General features: G+C 67.0%; 15 protein-coding genes. 10 read left to right on the top strand and 5 right to left on the bottom strand.

What is annotated here, in order from left to right; genetic code table 11:
• On the bottom strand, positions 1-371 hold a 371-nt coding region (locus AB4Z01_RS32810), incomplete at its 3' end, for a hypothetical protein (protein ID WP_441700572.1).
• Positions 372-563: 192 nt separating this feature from the next.
• Here AB4Z01_RS32810 and AB4Z01_RS32805 point away from each other — a divergent pair.
• Entirely contained in the window at positions 564-1,289 is a 726-nt protein-coding gene (locus tag AB4Z01_RS32805; protein ID WP_441700570.1) for a hypothetical protein, read from the top strand.
• Between the two features lie 110 nt (positions 1,290-1,399).
• Here AB4Z01_RS32805 and AB4Z01_RS32800 read toward each other — a convergent pair whose 3' ends face one another.
• The 3 genes from AB4Z01_RS32800 to AB4Z01_RS32790 form a co-directional block, all read right to left on the bottom strand.
• Positions 1,400-2,236, bottom strand: coding sequence for an alpha/beta fold hydrolase (locus tag AB4Z01_RS32800; protein ID WP_441700568.1), 837 nt, complete (start codon positions 2,234-2,236; stop codon positions 1,400-1,402).
• A gap of 431 nt (positions 2,237-2,667) precedes the next feature.
• Positions 2,668-3,783, bottom strand: a complete 1,116-nt coding sequence (locus AB4Z01_RS32795; protein WP_441700566.1) for a helix-turn-helix domain-containing protein — start codon at positions 3,781-3,783, stop codon at positions 2,668-2,670.
• Positions 3,784-3,835: 52 nt separating this feature from the next.
• Complete coding sequence (locus AB4Z01_RS32790) at positions 3,836-4,429, bottom strand: hypothetical protein (RefSeq protein WP_441700565.1); 594 nt, start codon at positions 4,427-4,429, stop codon at positions 3,836-3,838.
• Positions 4,430-5,040: 611 nt separating this feature from the next.
• Here AB4Z01_RS32790 and AB4Z01_RS32785 point away from each other — a divergent pair.
• The 6 genes from AB4Z01_RS32785 to AB4Z01_RS32760 all read left to right on the top strand — a co-directional run bounded on the left by AB4Z01_RS32785 (position 5,041) and on the right by AB4Z01_RS32760 (position 14,119).
• The gene (locus tag AB4Z01_RS32785) at positions 5,041-5,982 is read left to right on the top strand and encodes a hypothetical protein (protein ID WP_441700563.1); all 942 of its coding nucleotides are present in this window, start codon (positions 5,041-5,043) and stop codon (positions 5,980-5,982) included.
• Positions 5,979-6,470: a hypothetical protein gene (locus AB4Z01_RS32780; protein ID WP_441700561.1), complete on the top strand. Its 492-nt coding sequence runs from the start codon at positions 5,979-5,981 to the stop codon at positions 6,468-6,470. The genes AB4Z01_RS32785 and AB4Z01_RS32780 overlap by 4 nt, the downstream gene beginning before the upstream one ends.
• Before the next feature lie 188 nt (positions 6,471-6,658).
• Positions 6,659-8,041, top strand: a complete 1,383-nt coding sequence (locus tag AB4Z01_RS32775) for an aminotransferase-like domain-containing protein (protein ID WP_441700560.1) — start codon at positions 6,659-6,661, stop codon at positions 8,039-8,041.
• A gap of 337 nt (positions 8,042-8,378) precedes the next feature.
• The gene (gene pdxY, locus AB4Z01_RS32770) at positions 8,379-9,260 is read left to right on the top strand and encodes a pyridoxal kinase PdxY (RefSeq protein ID WP_441700558.1); all 882 of its coding nucleotides are present in this window, start codon (positions 8,379-8,381) and stop codon (positions 9,258-9,260) included.
• 360 nt (positions 9,261-9,620) lie between these two features.
• Positions 9,621-11,297 (top strand): calcium-binding protein, encoded by a 1,677-nt coding sequence (locus AB4Z01_RS32765; RefSeq protein WP_441700556.1) that lies wholly within the window; start codon positions 9,621-9,623, stop codon positions 11,295-11,297.
• A 293-nt stretch (positions 11,298-11,590) separates the two neighbouring features.
• Entirely contained in the window at positions 11,591-14,119 is a 2,529-nt protein-coding gene (locus AB4Z01_RS32760) for a cation:proton antiporter (protein ID WP_441700554.1), read from the top strand.
• Positions 14,120-14,266: 147 nt separating this feature from the next.
• On the opposite strand, the gene AB4Z01_RS32755 is transcribed toward AB4Z01_RS32760, so the two are convergent.
• Positions 14,267-15,133, bottom strand: coding sequence for a LysR substrate-binding domain-containing protein (locus AB4Z01_RS32755; protein ID WP_441700552.1), 867 nt, complete (start codon positions 15,131-15,133; stop codon positions 14,267-14,269).
• A gap of 106 nt (positions 15,134-15,239) precedes the next feature.
• On the opposite strand from AB4Z01_RS32755, the gene AB4Z01_RS32750 reads away from it, so the two are divergent.
• The 3 genes from AB4Z01_RS32750 to AB4Z01_RS32740 all read left to right on the top strand — a co-directional run bounded on the left by AB4Z01_RS32750 (position 15,240) and on the right by AB4Z01_RS32740 (position 19,099).
• Complete coding sequence (locus AB4Z01_RS32750) at positions 15,240-15,701, top strand: DUF3237 domain-containing protein (RefSeq protein ID WP_441700551.1); 462 nt, start codon at positions 15,240-15,242, stop codon at positions 15,699-15,701.
• Positions 15,702-15,810: 109 nt separating this feature from the next.
• A complete protein-coding gene (locus AB4Z01_RS32745; RefSeq protein WP_441700549.1) occupies positions 15,811-17,679 on the top strand; it encodes an adenine deaminase in 1,869 nt (622 codons plus the stop codon).
• A 55-nt stretch (positions 17,680-17,734) separates the two neighbouring features.
• The gene (locus AB4Z01_RS32740; RefSeq protein WP_441700547.1) at positions 17,735-19,099 is read left to right on the top strand and encodes an NCS2 family permease; all 1,365 of its coding nucleotides are present in this window, start codon (positions 17,735-17,737) and stop codon (positions 19,097-19,099) included.
• Positions 19,100-19,373: the final 274 nt, after the last annotated feature.

Genomic DNA, 19,373 nt, shown 5'->3' with positions numbered 1-19,373 from the left:
AAATTGGGGTCGGTGGCGATCGAGCTGGTGACGATCCGCGCCACCTGGCGCCGGCGCCGCGCCTTCTCCTCGATCGGRGCGCGGGCTTCGGCGGCGGCCTGGTCCGCCGCCTCGCGGTGGCGGCGGGCGAAATGGGCCTTGAGCGCCAGGGCGTGGCGGATGCCGCGGCCGGCGCGGTCAAGCGAGAGCTCCAGGTCCCGGACCGTGGTGGTGTCGCCGGCCTTGATCGCGGCGAGGGAGGCGGCATGCATGGCCTCGGCACGCTCCATCGCCATCTCGGCCAGCCGGTCGAGCATGCGCGCGGCCTGCCCGGCATCGGCGGAGGCCGGTGCGGCTGGCTGCGGGGTGGAGTCGGAATGCGCCTTGTTCATAGAACATAGCATGAACGATAACGGTCCGCCCGCGCAATGAACATTGCGTTAATTGCAATCGGGCGAGACGCGACCATCCGCGTTCGGAATACGTCCATCCGCACTCCGCATGCGGATCCGGCCAGGGCCGGCCCTATAGATCGAAGGCGAAATCCTCGCACCAGAACACCCTGGCCGGCCAAGGAGAGTTCCGTGGAGCAGATCAATCGGTACATCGAGGACAACAACCAGAAATTCGCGGTCCATCCCTTGATCGATTTCCTGCGGGATCCGGCGATCGACCCGCAGCAGAGGCTACTCATCGCGCCCTGCATGGCGTTTTTCGCGATGGGGTTCAGCGACCTGAACCGGTATGTCTATCGCGAGGCCAATGACGACGACATGTTCCAGGCCATCGTCAACGAGCACACGCTGGAGGATGAGCGGCATTCCGCCTGGTTCATCTCCGACTGCAAGAAGCTCGATTTCAACCCGGCGCTGACCTTCACCGAGGCGATGTGCTTCCTGTGGGGGCGCGAGACCATCGGCGTCCGCCGGGCGATCTACGACTTCTCCGCTCTGCTGCGCTACGCAACGCCGTTCGAGCGCTATGTGGTGCTGGAGGCGCTGGAGGGCCACGGCCATGTGCTGTTCTCCGCCACCTGCCAGGCGGCCGAGGAGCTGAGCGCCCGGACCGGCAAGGAGTATGTCTTCTTCGGGCCGCATCACCTGGCGATGGAGACCGGCCACGCCACCGGCGACACGGTGGCGCGGCTGCAGGACGAGATCAACCTGTACCGGCCGTCGGCCGAGCAGCACCAGACGGCGATCGCCCTGGTGGACAAGGTCTACGAGATCTTCACCCGGTATAATGACGACCTGTACGACTATGCCCGGAACCACCGCCTGGACGACCGCCTGATCGCGAAGCTTTATTGAGGGTTCTGGGAGTGCGGTGAGAGTGCGCCCTCAGGAGCAAGTGCGGTCCGCCAGAGGGCGAAGGCCCGCAAAAGTGCACTTTCACCGCAATTCCTGCAGGAGCGGTCTGGCTAGGCCGCCGGAAGCTTGTCGAGGAAAGCCAGAATCGCGGCGTTGAACCGGTCCGGCCGCTGCAGCGGCGCGAAATGGCTGACGTCCGGCAGGATGATCAATTCCGCCCCGGGGATGCTGCGGGCCAGATACTCGGCGTGTTCGGGCTTGATGAATTCATCCCGCTCGGCCTGCACGATCGCGACCGGCACCCGGATCTTGGCCAGGTCGCTGGCGGTGTAGTTGGGCTCGGTCTTCATCATCTCGCCGACCGCATCGGCGAAGGCCTTGAACTCGGTCGGCGTGGCCGACAATTCGGCATAGTCCCGGGTGTGCCGGCCGAAGCAGCGGTCCAGCAGCGGGTTCGGCAGGTCGAGCGCCTTGGTGCCGCTGGGGTCCATGTTGCAGCCGAAGAAGAACACGCCGGTGACGCGGGCGGGGGCCTGCAGGCCCAGGATCAGGGCTGTGCAGGCCCCGTCGCTCCAGCCCACCACCGCCGCCTTGTCCAGCCGCAGCGTGCCCATCACCGCCAGCACGTCGCCGGCCATCCGCTCATAGGTGTAGGGCCGCTGGTCGCGGGTGCTGCGGCCGTGGCCGCGGCTGTCGATCAGGATGACGCGGCGGCCGGCGGCGACCAGCGCCGGCACCTGGTACCCCCAGTTGCCGCCATGGCCGAGGCCGCCATGCAGCAGGATCACCGGGGAACCGGCCCCATAGGTCGCGTACCAGATCCGGGCGCCGTCATTCTCGAAATGGCCCTGGTCGGTGGCCGCCGGCAGGGGCGCGGCACCCTGCGCCTCGAACCGCAGCAGGTCGTCGTCATGGGCGCCTGTGGGGGGCTGGTCGGACCTGGGCATCAATGCCTCGTCGGCGGTTGGTGATGGCCCTGGTCGTCGGCACGGTGCCGGATTCGACATGCGGCGGGGAAAAAATCCACATCCCCGATCCATGAGTGAATCCCGGTCACTCATGCGACAAAAACTTCGCATTCGTCTCCGAGCAGCACCAGACGGCGATCGCGCTGGTGGACAAGGTGTACGAGAACTTCACCCGGTATAATGACGACCTGTACGACTATGCCCGGAACCACCGCCTGGACGACCGCCTGATCGCGAAGCTTTATTAAGGGTTTCGGGAGTGCGGTGAGTGTGCGCCCTCAGGAGCAAGTGCGGTCCGCCAGAGGGCGAAGGCCCGCTAAAAGTGCACTTTCACCGCAATTCCTGCAGTTCTGAAATTCTGCCCCCTATCACCCGAACTCCATTGTCTCACCCGGGGTACAGTCCATGGATCAGAAGCGACGAAGACGAACGACCTTGGAGTCTTCTAGAGACGGATCGGAGGCGGGGAGGCGTGTGCCTGTGATCAGCTCAATCATGGAGGGCGAGAGGCCAATTTCTTCACCGACCGAGCGGGCTCCACCATGGATAGCTTCGTCCAACGCGCTGAGAGCTGATGGCAGCAACTCAGGTTGTTCGACCGGAAGGCTACCGTCGTCGTCGTATTTCTCCACCTTCGCCTGACCTGTTTTAACTAGGTGGATGTTTGCTGTCCGATATTGAGCTGGCGACAGCATCTTCAGGTCGTAACCTCGTCGAACGATCGCACGGACTGACATCTTCCACCTCAGTTTCAGTTCAAAGAGCGCGCTCCAGTTGATTACCCGTCCGCGCGGAAATTCGCGCAGAACGGCGCCTCGCGGGAACAGAAAGGCGCTGGCAAACCGGTGCGCCTGATCTTCCGTCGTCCGGTCGCCAGTCTGAATACCCCGATGCATGATGAGGTGACCGCACTCGTGGGCGAAGTCGAACCGCTGCCGACCCAGGCTCTCCTTGAGAGAACTGCGCACGATGATGGGGCGGCGTCGGTCCATTGAGAAGGCATCGACCCGGTCGGATAGATCGCCGAAATAAGTAACAATGGCCCCAGCGTTTTCGACCACACGCATCATGCTAGTGATAGGGCCTGTGGTTCCGAGGCCCCAGCAACGTCGGGCGTCTTCCGCTGCTTGCTCAATCTCCTCGACGGTGCTGGCGGGCAGGTCCGGAAAGGCGACACCCGGCAGGTCCAGATGCCGCTCCATGGCGGCGACGAACTTGTCGAGCAGAGTCCCTCTCGCAAGAACTTGGCTCGTAACGGATGCCGGTCGGGTGATGTGACCTCGAAAGTGGCATTGCTCCGGCCTGACTGTGGATGGGATGGGCTCGGCCAGAAAGGCCGACGTCACACCGAGTACATCGCCGAGCGCCTCGATGATCTCATCGGACGGCGAACGGGACCCTGTCTCAAGCTGGTGGATGAACTGCCGGGTGGCGCCGACCAGTTCGCCAACCTCCTCAAGCGAGAATCCATGAGCAAGTCGGGCGAGCCGTAGTTGCTCGCCCGCGATTTTCGGCTTCTGTTCCATATTCTACCAGTCTAGCGACCGCTCCCTGCTTCGGTCCTAAAATGGCGTCCGATCATTCGGACGTGCCGTCCTTCTTTCTCTTTGACGCAATTCCGACCGAAGGAACAGGAAGATCGACACCCTCGCTGCCTTCGACCCAGAGTGGCGACACCTTGGTCACTGGCGTGTCCAATGGCACCTGCCAAGTCAGCACTGGCGTATCACCCGCGAGGACGAGAAAGGTCACCGCGACAATCGCCCCGTCGATGTCGGTCTCCACGGCAAACCGGTAGAGGGGCGTTGCGGTCAGCTTCACCAACTCTTCCGCACTGAAGAGGCTCATTTGCTTCAATTCTGAGAACGTCTGCCTCAGCGTCCGCATATTGGGGTCGTCAGGTTCGCCGCGGTAAAATCTTACAGGTACACCGCCGATGCTGAAAACGAACTGCATCGTAGGATCGAGAATATCGAGCCAGTCAATACCGGCAGCCGCTTCCTGGATCCGGTGCTTCTGAAAGGCGAAAGCCTCACATCCGACTGTCCAGCTGATGCAACCTACGCTGGCGTCATAGCGGTCCAGCGCATCGTTTCGGCCGCGCGTGATCAGCTGTGCGATCGTGACCAAGCGATCGCGCAAGAGTGCTGGATGGTGTTCCCAGGGGGTCATTGGCGGCTCCAGAATGGAGGATAACGATTGGGCATATCTCAGAATTTGTCAACGGATTTCTCAAAAGTAAACTGGCCGTGCAAATGTCAACAAGCCGAATTCACACGGTCGAGTCAGTCGGAGGATTTGAATCCGGCCTTCGCAAAGATCCGCAGATGCCGGCGCGCCGATCCTCTCCGGAAATTGCGATAGCAGCGCACTGTTAGGCGCCTATCCGTCAGAGCATGTGTGGGATCCGATCGAGCGGGCCATCTGTTAGCGGCCTGTCAATCTGCTTCGCTCGCCAATTCGTGCATTGTCGACGTGATCGAAGTCGTCCCCTTGCGCGATCACTCGGCATAATCAGTTGTCCTATCAGCGCTGCATAGCCCAACGCCTCGAGACGGATGACAGAAGCGGGCGAGTTGCGCAGACTTCCCAGCGCAGCAGGCGTACGCTATAATTCTCCTTGTCGTGGCTGGGCGTATTAGGGATTTTGATTATTAGACCGGCATATCTCGGGAGCAATGGATGATAGCAACTTAGGTATATTATCTCTGAATCCGGCGAATCGGAAAATAGTGCGAATTTTGTTCACTTAGTTGGCGGCGTAGAGCCGAATAGGGGGATTGATGGCACGACGGAGTCGCGTCGCACCGACGCTTGAACGGAAAATTCATTTCTACCGTGCAAACATCGGCGCCGATGGGCGCGGGCAGCCGTTAATATTCGATCCTACCCCGGCTCTGACCGCAATCGGCGGCATGCCTTTCGCTGATGGCCAATCAGGTCGCTATCTCGTAGACGAGGATGGCAACGCACTTTGCGTTTGGCCTACGACAAGTGATGTTGCGACCATGCGGTTCTGTCAAATCCGGCGCACCGGTTTACCTCAATTAGAGCAAGCTGGGACAGTTTCTGACCTTAATATTGCAACCGACGCGGGGCTTCTTGAGCCTGTCCACGTCGTATTCTTTTCAGACAATATAGTTGGGGCTGACTTTAATTTTTACGGCCCTCGTTTGTCTCGTCTTGGTTTTTATCTGCGGGTCAAATCGGGAAACATTATTCCTCTTGCCACTTTCGAACCGCTATTACGCCTTGATGTGGCGGAACAACTGGATCATCTCACGGAGCTTCGCTTGCTCGATCTCAAGATCAGGGCTTCTTATTCCGAGACGATCCGGCAGGCTGACACCTCGCTTGGCGACGCATTCGCTGCGAATGCGCGAGTGCTGGATGGTGATGCGGAAGAGATTCGACTGGTCCTACAACCCGCCAAGGACGGCCGCCGCGAGGCTCTTCGGCGACTGCTGAGTCCCCTAAAAGCACTGCTTCGGGGACGCGAGCTCCGCGAGAACGTCGCGCGTTTTCAGGTCAAGGGGAAGCATGATGAGAGCAATAAAGTCGAAACAATCGACCTCCTGCGCGATCAATTGATCGCGCGGAAACAGGTCATGAGGATCGGCGAGAGAAGCCGAGCGATCAATCCAGATTCCGCGTTTGCGGCAATCCGGGCTGCACATGACGAGTTGGCGGGTGAGTTGCGCCAAGCCGTAAGCCTCTCGTCATGATCCGCCTGCCAGGATTTTGGAGGCGACACTTCCTCGCGGTCGAGCTGGTATTGGCCCTATCGCTCGCAGCCGCCTTCGCCTTTTGGTATACGGCCAGCGGCGGGGCGGTCGTTACGGATGCGGTGCTGCAAGGCAATCGGGCCGCCTTCTATGGAACGACCGCTTCGATATTTGGCTCTCTACTTGGATTCGTGATCACGGCAACGTCGATCGTGCTCGGCTTCTCGACATCTGATCGTATATCGGTGGTTCGTGAAAGCGCGGAGTACCCAAAACTGTGGAAGATCTTCAGCGCTACGATTCGGACCCTGGCCCTCGCAACGATTGTCGCGCTCACGTGCCTGTTGTTCGACCGAGATACCTCGTCAAGCCGATGGCTGGTGGTATTCTTGGCGTATGCCGTGCTGCTATCACTGCTGCGAATCGGCCGAACAATCTGGGCTCTTGAGCAAATAATATTCCTCGTAACTAGACCGGCTCCGAAGTAACTCGCCGCTTCCATTACGCTGCTTGCGCCGACTATCGAGACTGCAGCGCAATGGTTTCCCCCGCACCCAGACAATCCTGCCCTGTCTCCCTTGCATCCTACCCCTCCTTGTCCTGATTGTCCCGATCATGCTCTGATGCGGATCGAGACAATCGTGGCACAATCGCGCCACGCAAGGAGGAGGCCGCCATGTGGATGCCGTCGCTGGTCGACCGCGCGGGGCCGAAATATCTCCGCATCGCCGATGCCATCGCCGAGGACGTCTATGCCGGCCGGCTGAAGGTCGGCGAGCGGCTGCCGACCCATCGCGACCTCGCCTGGCGGCTCGGCGTCACCGTCGGCACCGTCAGCCGCGCCTATGCCGAGGCCGAGCGCCGCGGCCTGGTCGCCGGCGAGGTCGGGCGCGGCAGCTTCGTCAAGGCCGGCGCCCGGTCCCAGGCCACGCTCGACATGCCGGCGGTCGGCGGGCCGCAGACCATCGAGCTGGGCGTCAACCGACCGCCCACCCATGTCGTCGCCCCGGAATACGCCGAGGCCCTGCGTCGCATCGCCGGGTCCAACATGCTGGGCGAGCTGATCAACTACCAGGCCCATACCGGGCGGTGGGAGCACCGGGCCGCCGGGGCGCAGTGGATCCGCCGCCGCGGCATCGAGGTCGGGCCCGAGCGCGTGCTGGTGACCAGCGGCGCCGAGCACGCCATCACCGCCGCGCTGATGGCGTTCTGCGACCCCGGCGACCCGATCCTGGTGGAGGAGCTGACCTGGTCCGGCGTCCGCGCCCTGTCCAGCCTGCTGCGCCTGTCGCTCAAGGCCGTCGCCATGGACGGGGAGGGGATGATCCCGGAGGCGCTGGAGGCCGCGGCCCGGGCCTCGGGCGCTCGGCTGCTGTACACCACCCCGACGCTGCACAACCCGACCACCAAGACCATGTCGGTCGAGCGCCGCAAGGCGATCGCCGAGCTGTGCCGCGACCTGGGCATCACCATCGTCGAGGACGACATCTACGGCACGGTGGCCGAGGACCCGCCGCCGGCCCTGTCCAGCTATGCGCCGGAGCGCAGCATCTACATCACCGCGGCGTCGAAGGCGATGGCGCCGTCGCTGCGCATCGGCTTCGCCGCCATGCCGGCCGACCGGCTGGGGCGCTTCAGCTCCGCCGCCCGCGCCACCAACTGGATGGCGCCGCCGGTGATGGGGCAGATCGTCGCCGACTGGATCGAGGACGGCACCTGCGACGTGCTGGCCGACCGCATCCGGCGCGAGACCAAGGCGCGCCACGCGGTGGCGGCGCGGGCGCTGGAGGGGCTGACTTGGGCTAGCCAGCCCGGCTGCTTCCACATCTGGCTGGAACTGCCGGAGCCGTGGCGGGCACAGGAGGTGGTGGCGGCGGCGCGGCAGCGCGGCCTGGCCATGACCTCGACCGAGCTGTTCGTGCCCGGCCGGGCCGAGACGCCGCACGCCATGCGCATCACGCTCACGGCCGCCGCCGATGCCGAGGAGTTGGAGCGCGGCTTGCGGGTGCTGGTGGATCTGCTGCGGAGCGATCCGGATTTGAGTTTGGCGGCGGCGTGATGATGCCGCGATCCGAGGTCCTTTCGCGTTGCCTCTCCCGCGTGTCGGGACCTTTTCACAACGCCCATCCCTCACCGTCATTGCGAGGAGGCGAAGCCGACGAAGCAATCCAGGGGCTGCACGCATCGGCCCCTGGATTGCTTCCCCCGGCTCAAGGCCGGGGTCGCAATGACGATGTTTGGAATGCTGAAAAGATCCCGCAAGCGGGAGAGGCATCGTTCCAGCCGCGGCGTAGGTTGGGTTCGCGATTGCGAACCCAACATCCCGCAGCCCGAGCCATTGTTGGGTTCGCAAGAGCGAACCCAACCTACGACACCGAACGAAAGAAAGCCGACCCGTGACCGCCATCCTGTCGATCCAGTCCTCCGTCGCCTATGGCCATGTCGGCAACAGCGCCGCGGTGTTCCCGCTGCAGCGCCTCGGCATCGATGTCTGGCCGGTGCTGACCGTGCATTTCTCGAACCACACCGGCTATGGCAGCTTCCGCGGCCCGGTGCTGCCGGCCGACCAGATCGCCGAGGTGCTGCGCGGGGTCGAGGAGCGCGGCGTGCTGCCGGGCTGCGACGCCGTGCTGTCCGGCTATATGGGCGACGTGTCGCTGGGCCATGTCGTGCTCGACGCCGTGGCCAAGGTCAAGGCGGCCAACCCGCGGGCGGTGTATTGCTGCGACCCGGTGCTGGGCGATGTCGACCGCGGCTTCTTCGTCCGCCCCGGCCTGCCGGAGTTCATGCGCGACAAGGCGGTGCCGCAGGCCGACATCATCACCCCGAACCAGTTCGAGCTGGAATACCTGGCCGGGCTGGGCGCCGGGGTGGGGGACGACCGGGCCATCGCCACGCTGGACGATGCGCTGGCGGCCGCGCGCAAGGTGCAGGCGACCGGGCCGAAGATCGTGCTGGTCACCAGCCTGATCCGCCGCGACGCGCCGGAGGGCGTGATCGAGATGCTGGCGGTGGCGCCGGACGGGGCCTGGATCGTGGCGACGCCGCGGCTGCCGATCTCGGTCAACGGCTCGGGCGACATCACCGCGGCGCTGTTCCTGGCGCATTGGCTGCGCAGCGGCGACCCCGCCGTGGCGCTGGGCCGCACCGCCGGCACGGTCTATGCGGTGATGGAGGCGACGCATCTCTCGGGCAAGCGCGAGATCCAGCTGGTCGCCGCCCAGGACGCCATCGCCCATCCGCCGGAGCGGTTCGAGGTGAAGCGGGTGAACGGGTAGGGGCTCTCACCGGTTTCGCCTCCCGCGCTGGAGATCTTTTCAGAATGGGCGTCACCTGCTCCTTCTTAGTCCCCTCCCTTTGCGGGCTACCGGATTCACACATCTCACCCGCCCACTCGCCGGGCCCTGTTGTCCGACCTCTCCCGCAAGCGGGAGAGGTAATCTGTTCCCTCACCTGCGGTCGGTCTCACTGATCGATGTGTGAATGCCGTAGCCCGCAAGGGGAGGGGGACTCGTTTTTCTTTGGACGCAGGAAAATCGTCCGCGCCCCCCCATCTGGGAGATGCGCCACATTTGATCTTATGCAGAATCGCCGCCGGTGCGGGTTGCCGCGCCTTTTTCAGCTGGAGAACAATAAAAATGGCCGTCGTTAACGGGACCGCGGGAAACGACCTGATTCATCTGCTCGGCGACGGGGTGGTCCTGCCGCCCGGCTACACCGATATTGCGCAGGCGACGGCCTTCAATGACACCCTGAACGGTCTCGGCGGAAACGACGCCATTTACGGCGGCGGGGGCACCGACCTGATCGATGGCGGCATCGGCGACGACAAGCTGGTCGGCGGCGCCGGCGATGACGTGCTGACCGGGGGCGCGGGCGCGGACCGGCTCGAAGGCGGCGCGGGCATCGATACCGTCAGCTATGCCGCCGCCACCGTCGCGGTGGTCCTCAACCTCTTGAACGGCGTCGGCTCCGGCGGCGCCAACGACTCCTCCGGCGACAGCGTTGTCGATGTGGAGAATATCATCGGTGGCCTGGGCGGGGACACGCTGATCGGCAACAATATCGCCGCCAATGTCATCAATGGCGCCGACGGCGATGACGAGCTCGACGGGCTGGCCGGCAACGATACGCTGATCGGGGGGGCCGGTGACGATCACCTGACGGGCGGCAGCGGGGCTGACCAGATCGACGGCGGCGCCGGGATCGACCTGGTCGACTATGCCGGCTCCGCCGCCGTGACGATCAATCTCAGCGCCGGCACCGCCAGCGGCGGCGATGCCACGGGCGATGTGCTGTCCGGCATCGAGAATGTCTACGGCGCCTTCCTCGTCAACGATATCCTGACCGGCTCGGCCGGGAACAACCTGCTCGACGGCCGGGGCGGGGACGACGTCCTCAACGGTCTCGGCGGCGTCGACATCCTGCGGGGCAGCGATGACGACGACATCCTCAACGGCGGCGACGGCAACGACGTGCTCTATGGCGAAAGCGGCGCCGACCATCTCGACGGCGGCACCGGCATCGACACCGCCAGCTACTACACCCGTCCGGAAGCCGTCATCGTCGACCTCGCCGCGGGCACCGGCAGCGGCGGCGAGGCCGAGGGCGACACCCTGGTCGCGATCGAGAACATCAGCGGCAGCCAGGGCAGCGACACCCTCTCCGGCGATGCCGGCGCCAACGCGCTGCGGGGCTGGAACGGCGACGACGTGCTGCGCGGGCGCGGCGGCGCCGACCATCTGGATGGCGGCGCCGGAATCGACCTCGCCAGCTATTGGGGCGAGGCCACCGGCGTCACGGTGAACCTCGCCGCCGGCGCGGGCAGCGGCGGCAACGCCGCCGGCGACACCTTCGTCGCGATCGAGAACGTCAACGGCAGCAAGGGCGGCGATGCGCTGATCGGCAGCAGCGGAGCCAATGCGCTGAACGGCTATGAGGGCGACGACGTGCTCCTGGGCGGCGGCGGCAAGGACACGCTCACGGGCGGGGTCGGGGCCGACCACTTCGTCTACTCGGTCACGAGCGACAGCGCGGTCGGGGCCAGTGCCGACCGGATCACCGATTTCAGCCACGCCCAGGGCGATCACATCGACCTGGCGGACATCGACGCGAACACCGGCGCCGCCGGCGACCAGGCCTTCACCTTCATCGGCGCCGGCCTCTACACCGGCGTGGCCGGGCAACTGCGCGCCGCCGTCACCGCCCCCGGCGTCACCACCATCGCCGGCGACGTCAACGGCGACGGCGTCTCTGACTTCCACATCCAGCTCACCGGCGCCCTCGCGCTCGTCGCGGCGGATTTCGCGCTCTAGCCAGAGCACTCTTATCCAACTTTTTGTCATCCTCGGGCTTGACCCGAGGATCCAGGGGCGGCCAGAGCAGCTCCCGGTGGCCCCTGGATTGCCGGCCCAAGCCCGGCAATGACAATAAAGTTGAGGTTGGCGGCTCCATCCACAACCCGAACCGCTCGACAGGCCTCATGGCCGGGGGAGGCGACGCGCCGGGCTGATCTGACCCTTGCGTGACCACCATCACCGGCGACAGGCGGCGTCGGTCGTGTAGTATCGCCGTGCCGGGGGGCACCCGGTTCTGACGATGGGAAGCCATGCCCGATATCGCTTTGGCGGTGCTCGCCATATCCGTCCTGATCGTGCTGGTGGCGCTGCTGCAGCCACTGGCCGCACGCCTGTCGCTGCCGCATTCGGTGCTGATCGCCGGGCTGGGCATCGCCATCGGCAGCATCGGCAGCGTCACCGGCGCGATCGGCGGCGGCGGCGCCATGTCCGAATTCGCCCATGCGCTGACCGGCGGCGAGATCCGCTCCGAGGCGATCCTGCACATCTTCCTGCCGATCCTGCTGTTCGAGGCCGGGCTGCACATGGATGTGCGGCGGATGATGGATGACGGGGCGACGATCCTGACCCTGGCCGTGGTCGCCGTGCTGGTGTGCAGCCTGGTGGTCGGCGTGGCGCTGTGGGGCGCCTCGAGCTACGGCCTGCTGCTGTGCCTGCTGCTGGGCGCCATCGTCGCCACCACCGACCCGGCGGCGGTGATCGGCATCTTCCGCGACGCCGGCGCGCCCCGGCGCCTGACCATCCTGGTCGAGGGCGAAAGCCTGCTCAACGATGCCGCGGCCATCACCCTCTACATCGTGCTGGTCGGCCTGCTGACCGCCGGCGGCGGCGGCGAGGGCCATGGCGAGGCCGATGCCGGCGGCGCGCCGCTGCTGTTCCTGCGCTTCTTCATCGGCGGCGGCCTGTTCGGCTTCATCGCCGGGCGCCTGGCCTTCATGGTGATGCGGCCGCTGAACCGGTTCCCGGTGGCCGAGGTCGCCTTCACCCTGGCGCTGCCCTACATCGCCTATGTCGTGGCCGAGCGCTACCTGCACGTCTCCGGCGTCGTGGCGGTGGTGACGGTGGCGCTGGTGGTCGGCTCCACCGGCCGGGTGCGGATCTCGGCCGAGGGCTGGGAGGGGCTCGAGAAGGTGTGGGCGCTGCTCGGCTTCTGCGCCTCGACCCTGATCTTCATCTTCGCCGCCATGCTGGTGCCGGAGTTCCTGCGCGATGCCACGGTCGAGGATGGCGTGCTGCTGCTGGTGCTGGTGGCCGCGGCCTTCGCCGCCCGCGCCATCGTGCTGTGGGGAATGCTGCCGCTGCTGACCTGGCTCAAGGTGGCGCAGCCGGTCAGCACGCCCTATCGCCTGGTGATTCTGTGGGGCGGCCTGCGCGGCGCCGTCACCCTGGCGCTGGCGCTGGCGGTCAGCGAGAACCCGCTGCTGGGGCCTGAGGCGACGCATTTCGTGGTGGTGCTGGCCACCGGCTTCGTGCTGTGGACGCTGCTGATCAACGCCACCACGCTGGGCATGGTGATGCGGTCGCTCGGCCTCAACGCGCTGAGCCCGACCGAGCTGGCGCTGCGCGACCGCGCCTTGCACCAGGCGCGCGAGGGCATCGCCGAGCGGATCGAGGAGATCGCCGCGGAGCAGCACCTCGCGCCCGAGGTGGCCAAGGAGGCGGCCGAGGCCTATCGCAGCCGGCTCAGCGGCCTGGCCAGCCGGCCCTTCATGCTGGACCCGAAGGAGCGCGAGCGGATGGGGCTGATGGCCCTGGCCAACCGCGAGCGCGACCTGGTGGTCGAGCATTTCGACCAGAAGCTGATGTCGCGCCGCACCACCGCCGACCTGCTGGCCCAGGTCGGCCGGCTGCACGACGCGGCGATGACCGGCGGCCGCGCCGGCTATCTCGCGGCGGCCACCCGCAACATCGGCTTCGGGCCGAGCTTCCGCCTCGCCATCCTGCTGCAGCGATACACCGGCTGGGAGGCGCCGCTGTCCAGCCGCATCGCCGACCGGCTGGAGATGCTGAAGGTGGCGCGGATGATGATCGAGATGCTGAAGCGCCATGCCGAGGCCGAGATGCGCCGGCTGCTCGGCGCCGAGGTGTGGCAGTCGCTCGACGCCGTGCTGACCACCCGGCTCGACGCCGTCGTCGCCGCGATCGAGGCCTGGCGGCTGCAGTATCCGGACTATGAGCGGCGGATGTCGGAGCGCTTCCTGCGCTGGGCGGCGCTGCGGCTGGAGGCGGCGGAGTATGACGAGCTGCGCAACCAGCAGTTCATCAGCGGCGAGATCTACGAGGACCTGCAGCGCGACGTCGGCCGGCTGTACGAGACGCTGCAGAAGCGGCCGCAGCTGGACCTCGGGCTCAGCACCGCCGAGCTGGTGCGCCGCCTGCCGTTCTTCCAGGGCCTGTCGCAGGAGCGGATCGAGCAGATCTGCAAGCTGCTGAAGCCGATCTTCGCGGTGCCGGGCGAGGCCATCGTCCAGGCCGGCGAGCGCGGCGACACCATGTACTTCATCTCCTCCGGCGCGGTCGAGATCGGCCGCGGCGGGCGCAAGTTCCGGCTCGGTCGCGGCGATTTCTTCGGCGAGATGGCGGTGCTGATCAGCGGCCGCCGCAACGCCACGGTCACCGCCATCGCCTTCTGCAAGCTGCTGGCGCTGACCGCCCGCGACCTGCAGGCCCTGGCCAGCGCCCATCCCGACCTGCGCCGCACCATCACCGAGGTCGCCCGCGCCCGCAGCGGCGAGACCGAGCGCACGATCTCGGCGTTGGGGGAGGAGGAGGCGGTGTGACTCAGAGACCGTTTGGAAATGCTACTGGCGCGGCCGTCTGACGGCGGTTTCTGCGCTTCCGGTGCTCACGGACCCAAACGTCCGCTGCGCGCCGGTTCTCGAAACCACCGCCATCCGACTCACGCCAGCGCATTTCCAAACGGTCTCTCAGAGCGGCCGGCCTGCCTCCTCCTGCAGCCAGCCGCGGAAGCGGAGCACGGCGGGGCGCGCCTCGCCGGGCTGAAGCAGAGCGTGGTGGGCGGCCGGGCCGCGGATGACGTGCGGGAAGGGCTGGACCAGCTTGCCGTCGCGCAGCAGCGCCCCGAAGAGCAGCGGCGACAGCAGCGCCACGCCGGCGCCCTCGATGGCGGCCGCGGCGTCGAGCTCATGCGTCGGGTAGTCGTCGGCATAGAAGCGCAGACCGGGGACCTCGGCCCCGGCCTCCTGGAACCAGCGCCGCCAGCCGTCATGGGGCAGCAGCGGCAAACCCGCCAAATCCGCCGGCGACGACAGCTTCACCCTGGCCTCCAGCGCCGGGCTCAGCATCGGCGTGGCCTCGACCGGCATCAGGGCCGTCGCCTCGAAGCCGGGCCAGTCGCCGTGGCCGGTCCGGATCGCAATGTCGAAGCCTTCGGCCGGCCGCAGCTCGGCCGAGACGTCGAGCCGGATCGGCACGGCGTCGGGCAGGGCGTGATAGGCGGCGAGCCGGGGCGTCAGCCAGCGCATGGCGAAGGTCGGGACGGCGGTCACGCGCAGAGGCTCGGCCGCGCCGCGGCAATCCTCGACCGCCGCGCGGAGGAGGCCCAGGGCCCGGGCCACGTGCTCCGCCAGCGCCGCGCCGGCCTCGGTCGGGGTCACGGTCGGGCCGGAGCGGCGGAACAGCGCCACCCCGAGCTCGGCTTCGAGATCGCGGATCCGCAGGCTGACGGCGGCCGGGGTGACGCCGAGCTCGGCCGCCGCCCTGGTGAAGTTGGCGTGGCGGACCCCGGCTTCGAGGAAGCGCAGCGAGTCCATGGCCGGCAGGCGTTTCGACATGGTTCATGTTAAGGCTGGCTTAAGATGACGGGCAAGATCGCTCGCTTTGCGCCGGCGGGCGGACGTGCGCCAAATGGGGGACTCTCTCGCTTGATCGGAGGCTCCCATGACCGAATTGATGTCGCGTCCCCTGTTCACCATCTCGATCGCCCTCCACCCGATTCACGAGCTGGGCCTGACGCCGGCCGGCGAGCGCCGGGTCGTGCCGGTGTCGGGTGGACGGTTCGACGGCGAGCGGCTGGCCGGCGAAGTGCTGCCGCATGGCGGCTCGGACCTGCTGCTGACCCGCGCCGACGGCTCGTTCCAGCAGGATGTCCGGCTGACCCTGCTGACCGATGACGGGGCGCTGATCCTGATGACCTATCGCGGCGTGCGGCATGCCGCACCCGAGGTCAGCGACCGGATCGCGCGGGGCGAGGCCGTCGGGCGGTCCGAATACTATCTGCGGATTGCTCCGTTCTTCGAGACCGCCGCGCCGGCCCATGCCTGGCTCAACCGGATCGTGGCGGTCGGCATCGGCGAACGCCAGCCGGGCGGCGCGGCCTACGACGTCTTCGAGATCCTCTGAGGCCAGATAGGATTTTTGTGGCTGAGGGCCGTGCCCCCTGGTCTGCAAACGCTTGCCCGGTGGGATGATCCGGCGCTAAAGGTCGGACATACCTATTCGGAGACCGGCCATGGCGACCTCCTTGCCCGACGACCTCCTGATCGGTGGCGAGGACGAGGTGGCGATCCGCCAGGACCTGGTGCTGGTCGCGCTGGGCAAGCGCCCGGCCGACACGCTGCTGCGGGTGGGCCGGCTGCTCGATGTCCACACCCGCAGCTGGCGCGACGACCAGGAGATCGCGATCAAGGGCCGGCGCATCGCCTGGACCGGGCCGACGGGGACTTATCCGGGCACCGCGGCGCGGCGGGTGGAGAAGCCGGATCTGGCAGCGGTGCCGGGTTTCGGCGAGGTGCACAAGCATATCGAGAGCACGCATCTGACGCCGGAATGGGAGGCGGCGCTGGTGCTGCCGCGCGGCAACACCTGGACCTGCGAGGCCAGCCACGAATTCTCCAATGTCGACGGGCCGAACAACCTGGCCTTCTGGTTCGAGGCCCGGCGCCGCGGCTCGCCCCTGAAGATCTTCCCGCTGCCGGGATCGGCGGTGCCGCCCACGGCCTATGAATGGGGCGGCGGCTGGTACGGCTATGACGAGCAGAAGGGTTTTCTCAAGCACAGCCTGATGGTCGCCGGGCTGGACGAGGTGATGGACTGGCCGGCGGTCTGGAACCCGGAGAACCCGTCCTATCCGCGGCTGTGGGGCATGATCCGCGCCACCTTCGAGCAGCGCGGCGTGGTCGAGGGCCATGGCGCCGGGCTGCGCGACACCGCCGCGATCAGCGCCTTCGCCGCCGCCGGCCTGGCCTCCGACCACGAGGCGTGGACGCCGGAGGAGGTGTGGGAGAAGCTGACCCACGGCATCTTCGTCGAGCTGCGGCCCTATTCGATGCCGGACGTGATCCCCTGGCTGATCGAGAAGGGCCTGGCCGACTGGTCGCAGGTCGCCTTCACCACCGACGACCGCAGCGTGTCGGACACGTTCAAGCTCGGCGCCACCGACCACAACGCCCGGCTGGCAATCCGGCACGGGCTGGCGCCGGAGATCGCGATCCAGTGCGTCACCCTGAACCCGGCCCGGCACATGCGGCTGACGCCCTGGGTCGGCAGCCTGGCGCCGGGACGCTACGCCGATGTCGTGCTGCTGTCCGACGTGGCGAGCCTGGAGATCGCCGAGGTCTGGTCGGACGGGCAGAAGGTGTCGGAGGGCCAGCGCTACACCGGCCCGGTGCCGGCGATCGACTGGCCGGGCTGGGCGCGGCAGACGGTCAATATCAAGCGCGACCTGACGGCGGCGGATTTCGCGCTGCCGGCCGTGCCGGGCCGGGAGACCATGCAGGCGGCGCTGCTGCGGCCGTTCCACTGGGACGACGGCTTCATCACCGCCGAGCTGCCGGTGCGCGACGGCGCGGTGCAGCGCGACCCGGACCGCAACATCACGAAGTTCGCCATCGTCGACCGCTTCTCCGGCGAGGGGCGGGTGGCGAAGATGTTCTGGCTCGGCTGCGGCCCGCGCACGCCGGAGACCGCCCTGGCCTGCTCGGTCGCGCATGACAAGCACAACATCTGGGTCACCGGCTCTTCCGACGCTGCCATGGCGCTGGCGGTCAACACCCTGACCGCGCTGCAGGGCGGCTGGGCCCTGGTGCGCAACGGCGAGGTGCTGGCCACGGTGCGCTACGAGATCGGCGGGCTGATGAGCTGCCGGCCGCCGGAGGAGCTCGACGCCGAGATGCAGGCGCTCTACGCCGCGGCCGAGGGCATCGACTGGATGTACGAGCCGACCTTCCATCCGCGCTGGTTCCCGGGCTTTCCGGAGCGGCTGATCTTCGCCACCCTGACCTGCGCGCCTTGGCGCTGGGTGCTGGTGGCGCCCTGCGAGCAGGCGCCGCAGGGCTTCGTCAATGTGCAGAGCGGGGAGACCCACCCCGTCATCTGGTAGGGGGAGCGCCGTTCCGATCGAACCGACCCGGCGCAGACCCGGGCGAGGGGGGCTCATGACCGTTTCCAATGTCCGGGCGTCGTCCAACTGGCTCGACCGCCGCTTCAGGCTGTCCGAGCGCGGCAGCTCGCTGCCGCAGGAGGTGATCGCCGGCCTCACCACCTTCGCGGCGATGGCCTATATCGTCGCCGTCAACCCGGCGATCATGTCCGCCGCCGGCATGGACCGCGGCGACCTGGTGATCGCCACCGCCCTGGCCGCGATCTTCGGCAGCCTGATGATGGGGCTGACCGCCAACCTGCCGCTGGCGGTGGCGCCGGCGATGGGGTCCAACATCGTCTTCGCCTATGTGATGGTGAAGCAGATGGGCATCCCGTGGCAGGGGGCGCTGGCCATGGTCGCCGTCACCGGCGTGATCTTCCTGGCCCTGAGCCTGTCGAAGCTGCGCGAGAAGGTGGCGAAGGAGGTGCCGGACGCGCTGAAGATCGGCATCCAGGCCGCGGTCGGCACGCTGATCGTGTTCATCGGCCTGCGCGGCGCCGGCTTCATCGTCGCCAACCCGAACACCTATGTGGCGATGGGGTCGCTGGCCAGCCCGCCGGTGCTGCTGACCCTGGCCGGCATCCTGGTCACGCCGGTGCTGGTCGCGCGCGGCGTGCCGGGGGCGCTGATCCTGTCGATCGCCGCCCTCACCGTGATCGGCTTCTTCGTGCCGCTGAAGGATGACGGCACCATGGTGACGTCGCTGCCGGCGGCGGTGTTCGCCCTGCCGAAATGGCCGGCCAGCACCTTCCTGGCGCTCGATTTCAGCTATCTCGTCTCGCATTTCGTGGTGGCGCTGCCGCTGATGTTCTACTTCCTGTGCGGCGAGTTCTTCAGCACCCTGGCGACGCTGATCGGCGTTACCGGTGCGGCCAATCTGCGCCGCCCGGACGGGTCGATCCCGAACGCCACCGCCGCCTTCTCGACCGACGCCACCGCGACCATCGTCGGGCCGCTGCTCGGCACCTCGGTGGTGACCGCCTTCATCGAATCCGTCGCCGGCGTCCAGGCCGGCGGCCGCACCGGGCTGACCTCGGTGGTGGTGGCGGCCTGCTTCGTGCTGGCGCTGTTCGTCTGGCCGGTCTTCGTCATCATCCCGCCCCAGGCCACGGCGCCGGCGCTGGTGGTGGTCGGCATCTTCATGCTGCAGGGGCTGGCGCGGGTCGACATGTCGGACCTCGCCAACGCCGTGCCGGTGGTGCTGATGCTGCTGGTCACGGTGCTCAGCAACAACCTGATCAACGGCATGGCGATCGGCACCTTCGCCTACATCCTGCTGTGCCTCGCCCTCGGCCGCCGCTCCGGCGTCACCCCGGTGGTGTGGGGGCTCGGGGTGATCTTCGTGCTGTTCTTCGTGGTGACCAGCCGGCTGATGTGAGGGGCCGGGCGGGGAATTCGGTGCCCTAACCTGACCCTGCTTTCCACTCTCCCCCTCCCCTTGCGGGAGGGGGCAGGGGGAGGGGCTGCGCGCGTCCGCGCGAGAATGGGCAGGGCACCGAACTCGCCGTCCATGCCGGTTTGCGACGGTCTGGGCCGGCTCAAGCCGAGAGAGAACCCCCTCCCCCTACCCCCTCCCGCGAGGGGAGGGGGAGGATAGAAGGGAAGGCCGGTCTAGGCCGATTGGGGCTCACCCCATCCTCTCACCCCATCCT

The sequence above is a fragment of the Inquilinus sp. YAF38 genome (assembly GCF_052113205.1).
Taxonomy (GTDB): domain Bacteria; phylum Pseudomonadota; class Alphaproteobacteria; order DSM-16000; family Inquilinaceae; genus Inquilinus.
Note: the sequence above shows the minus strand (reverse complement) of the source record. Positions and strands in the feature narration are given on the sequence as shown.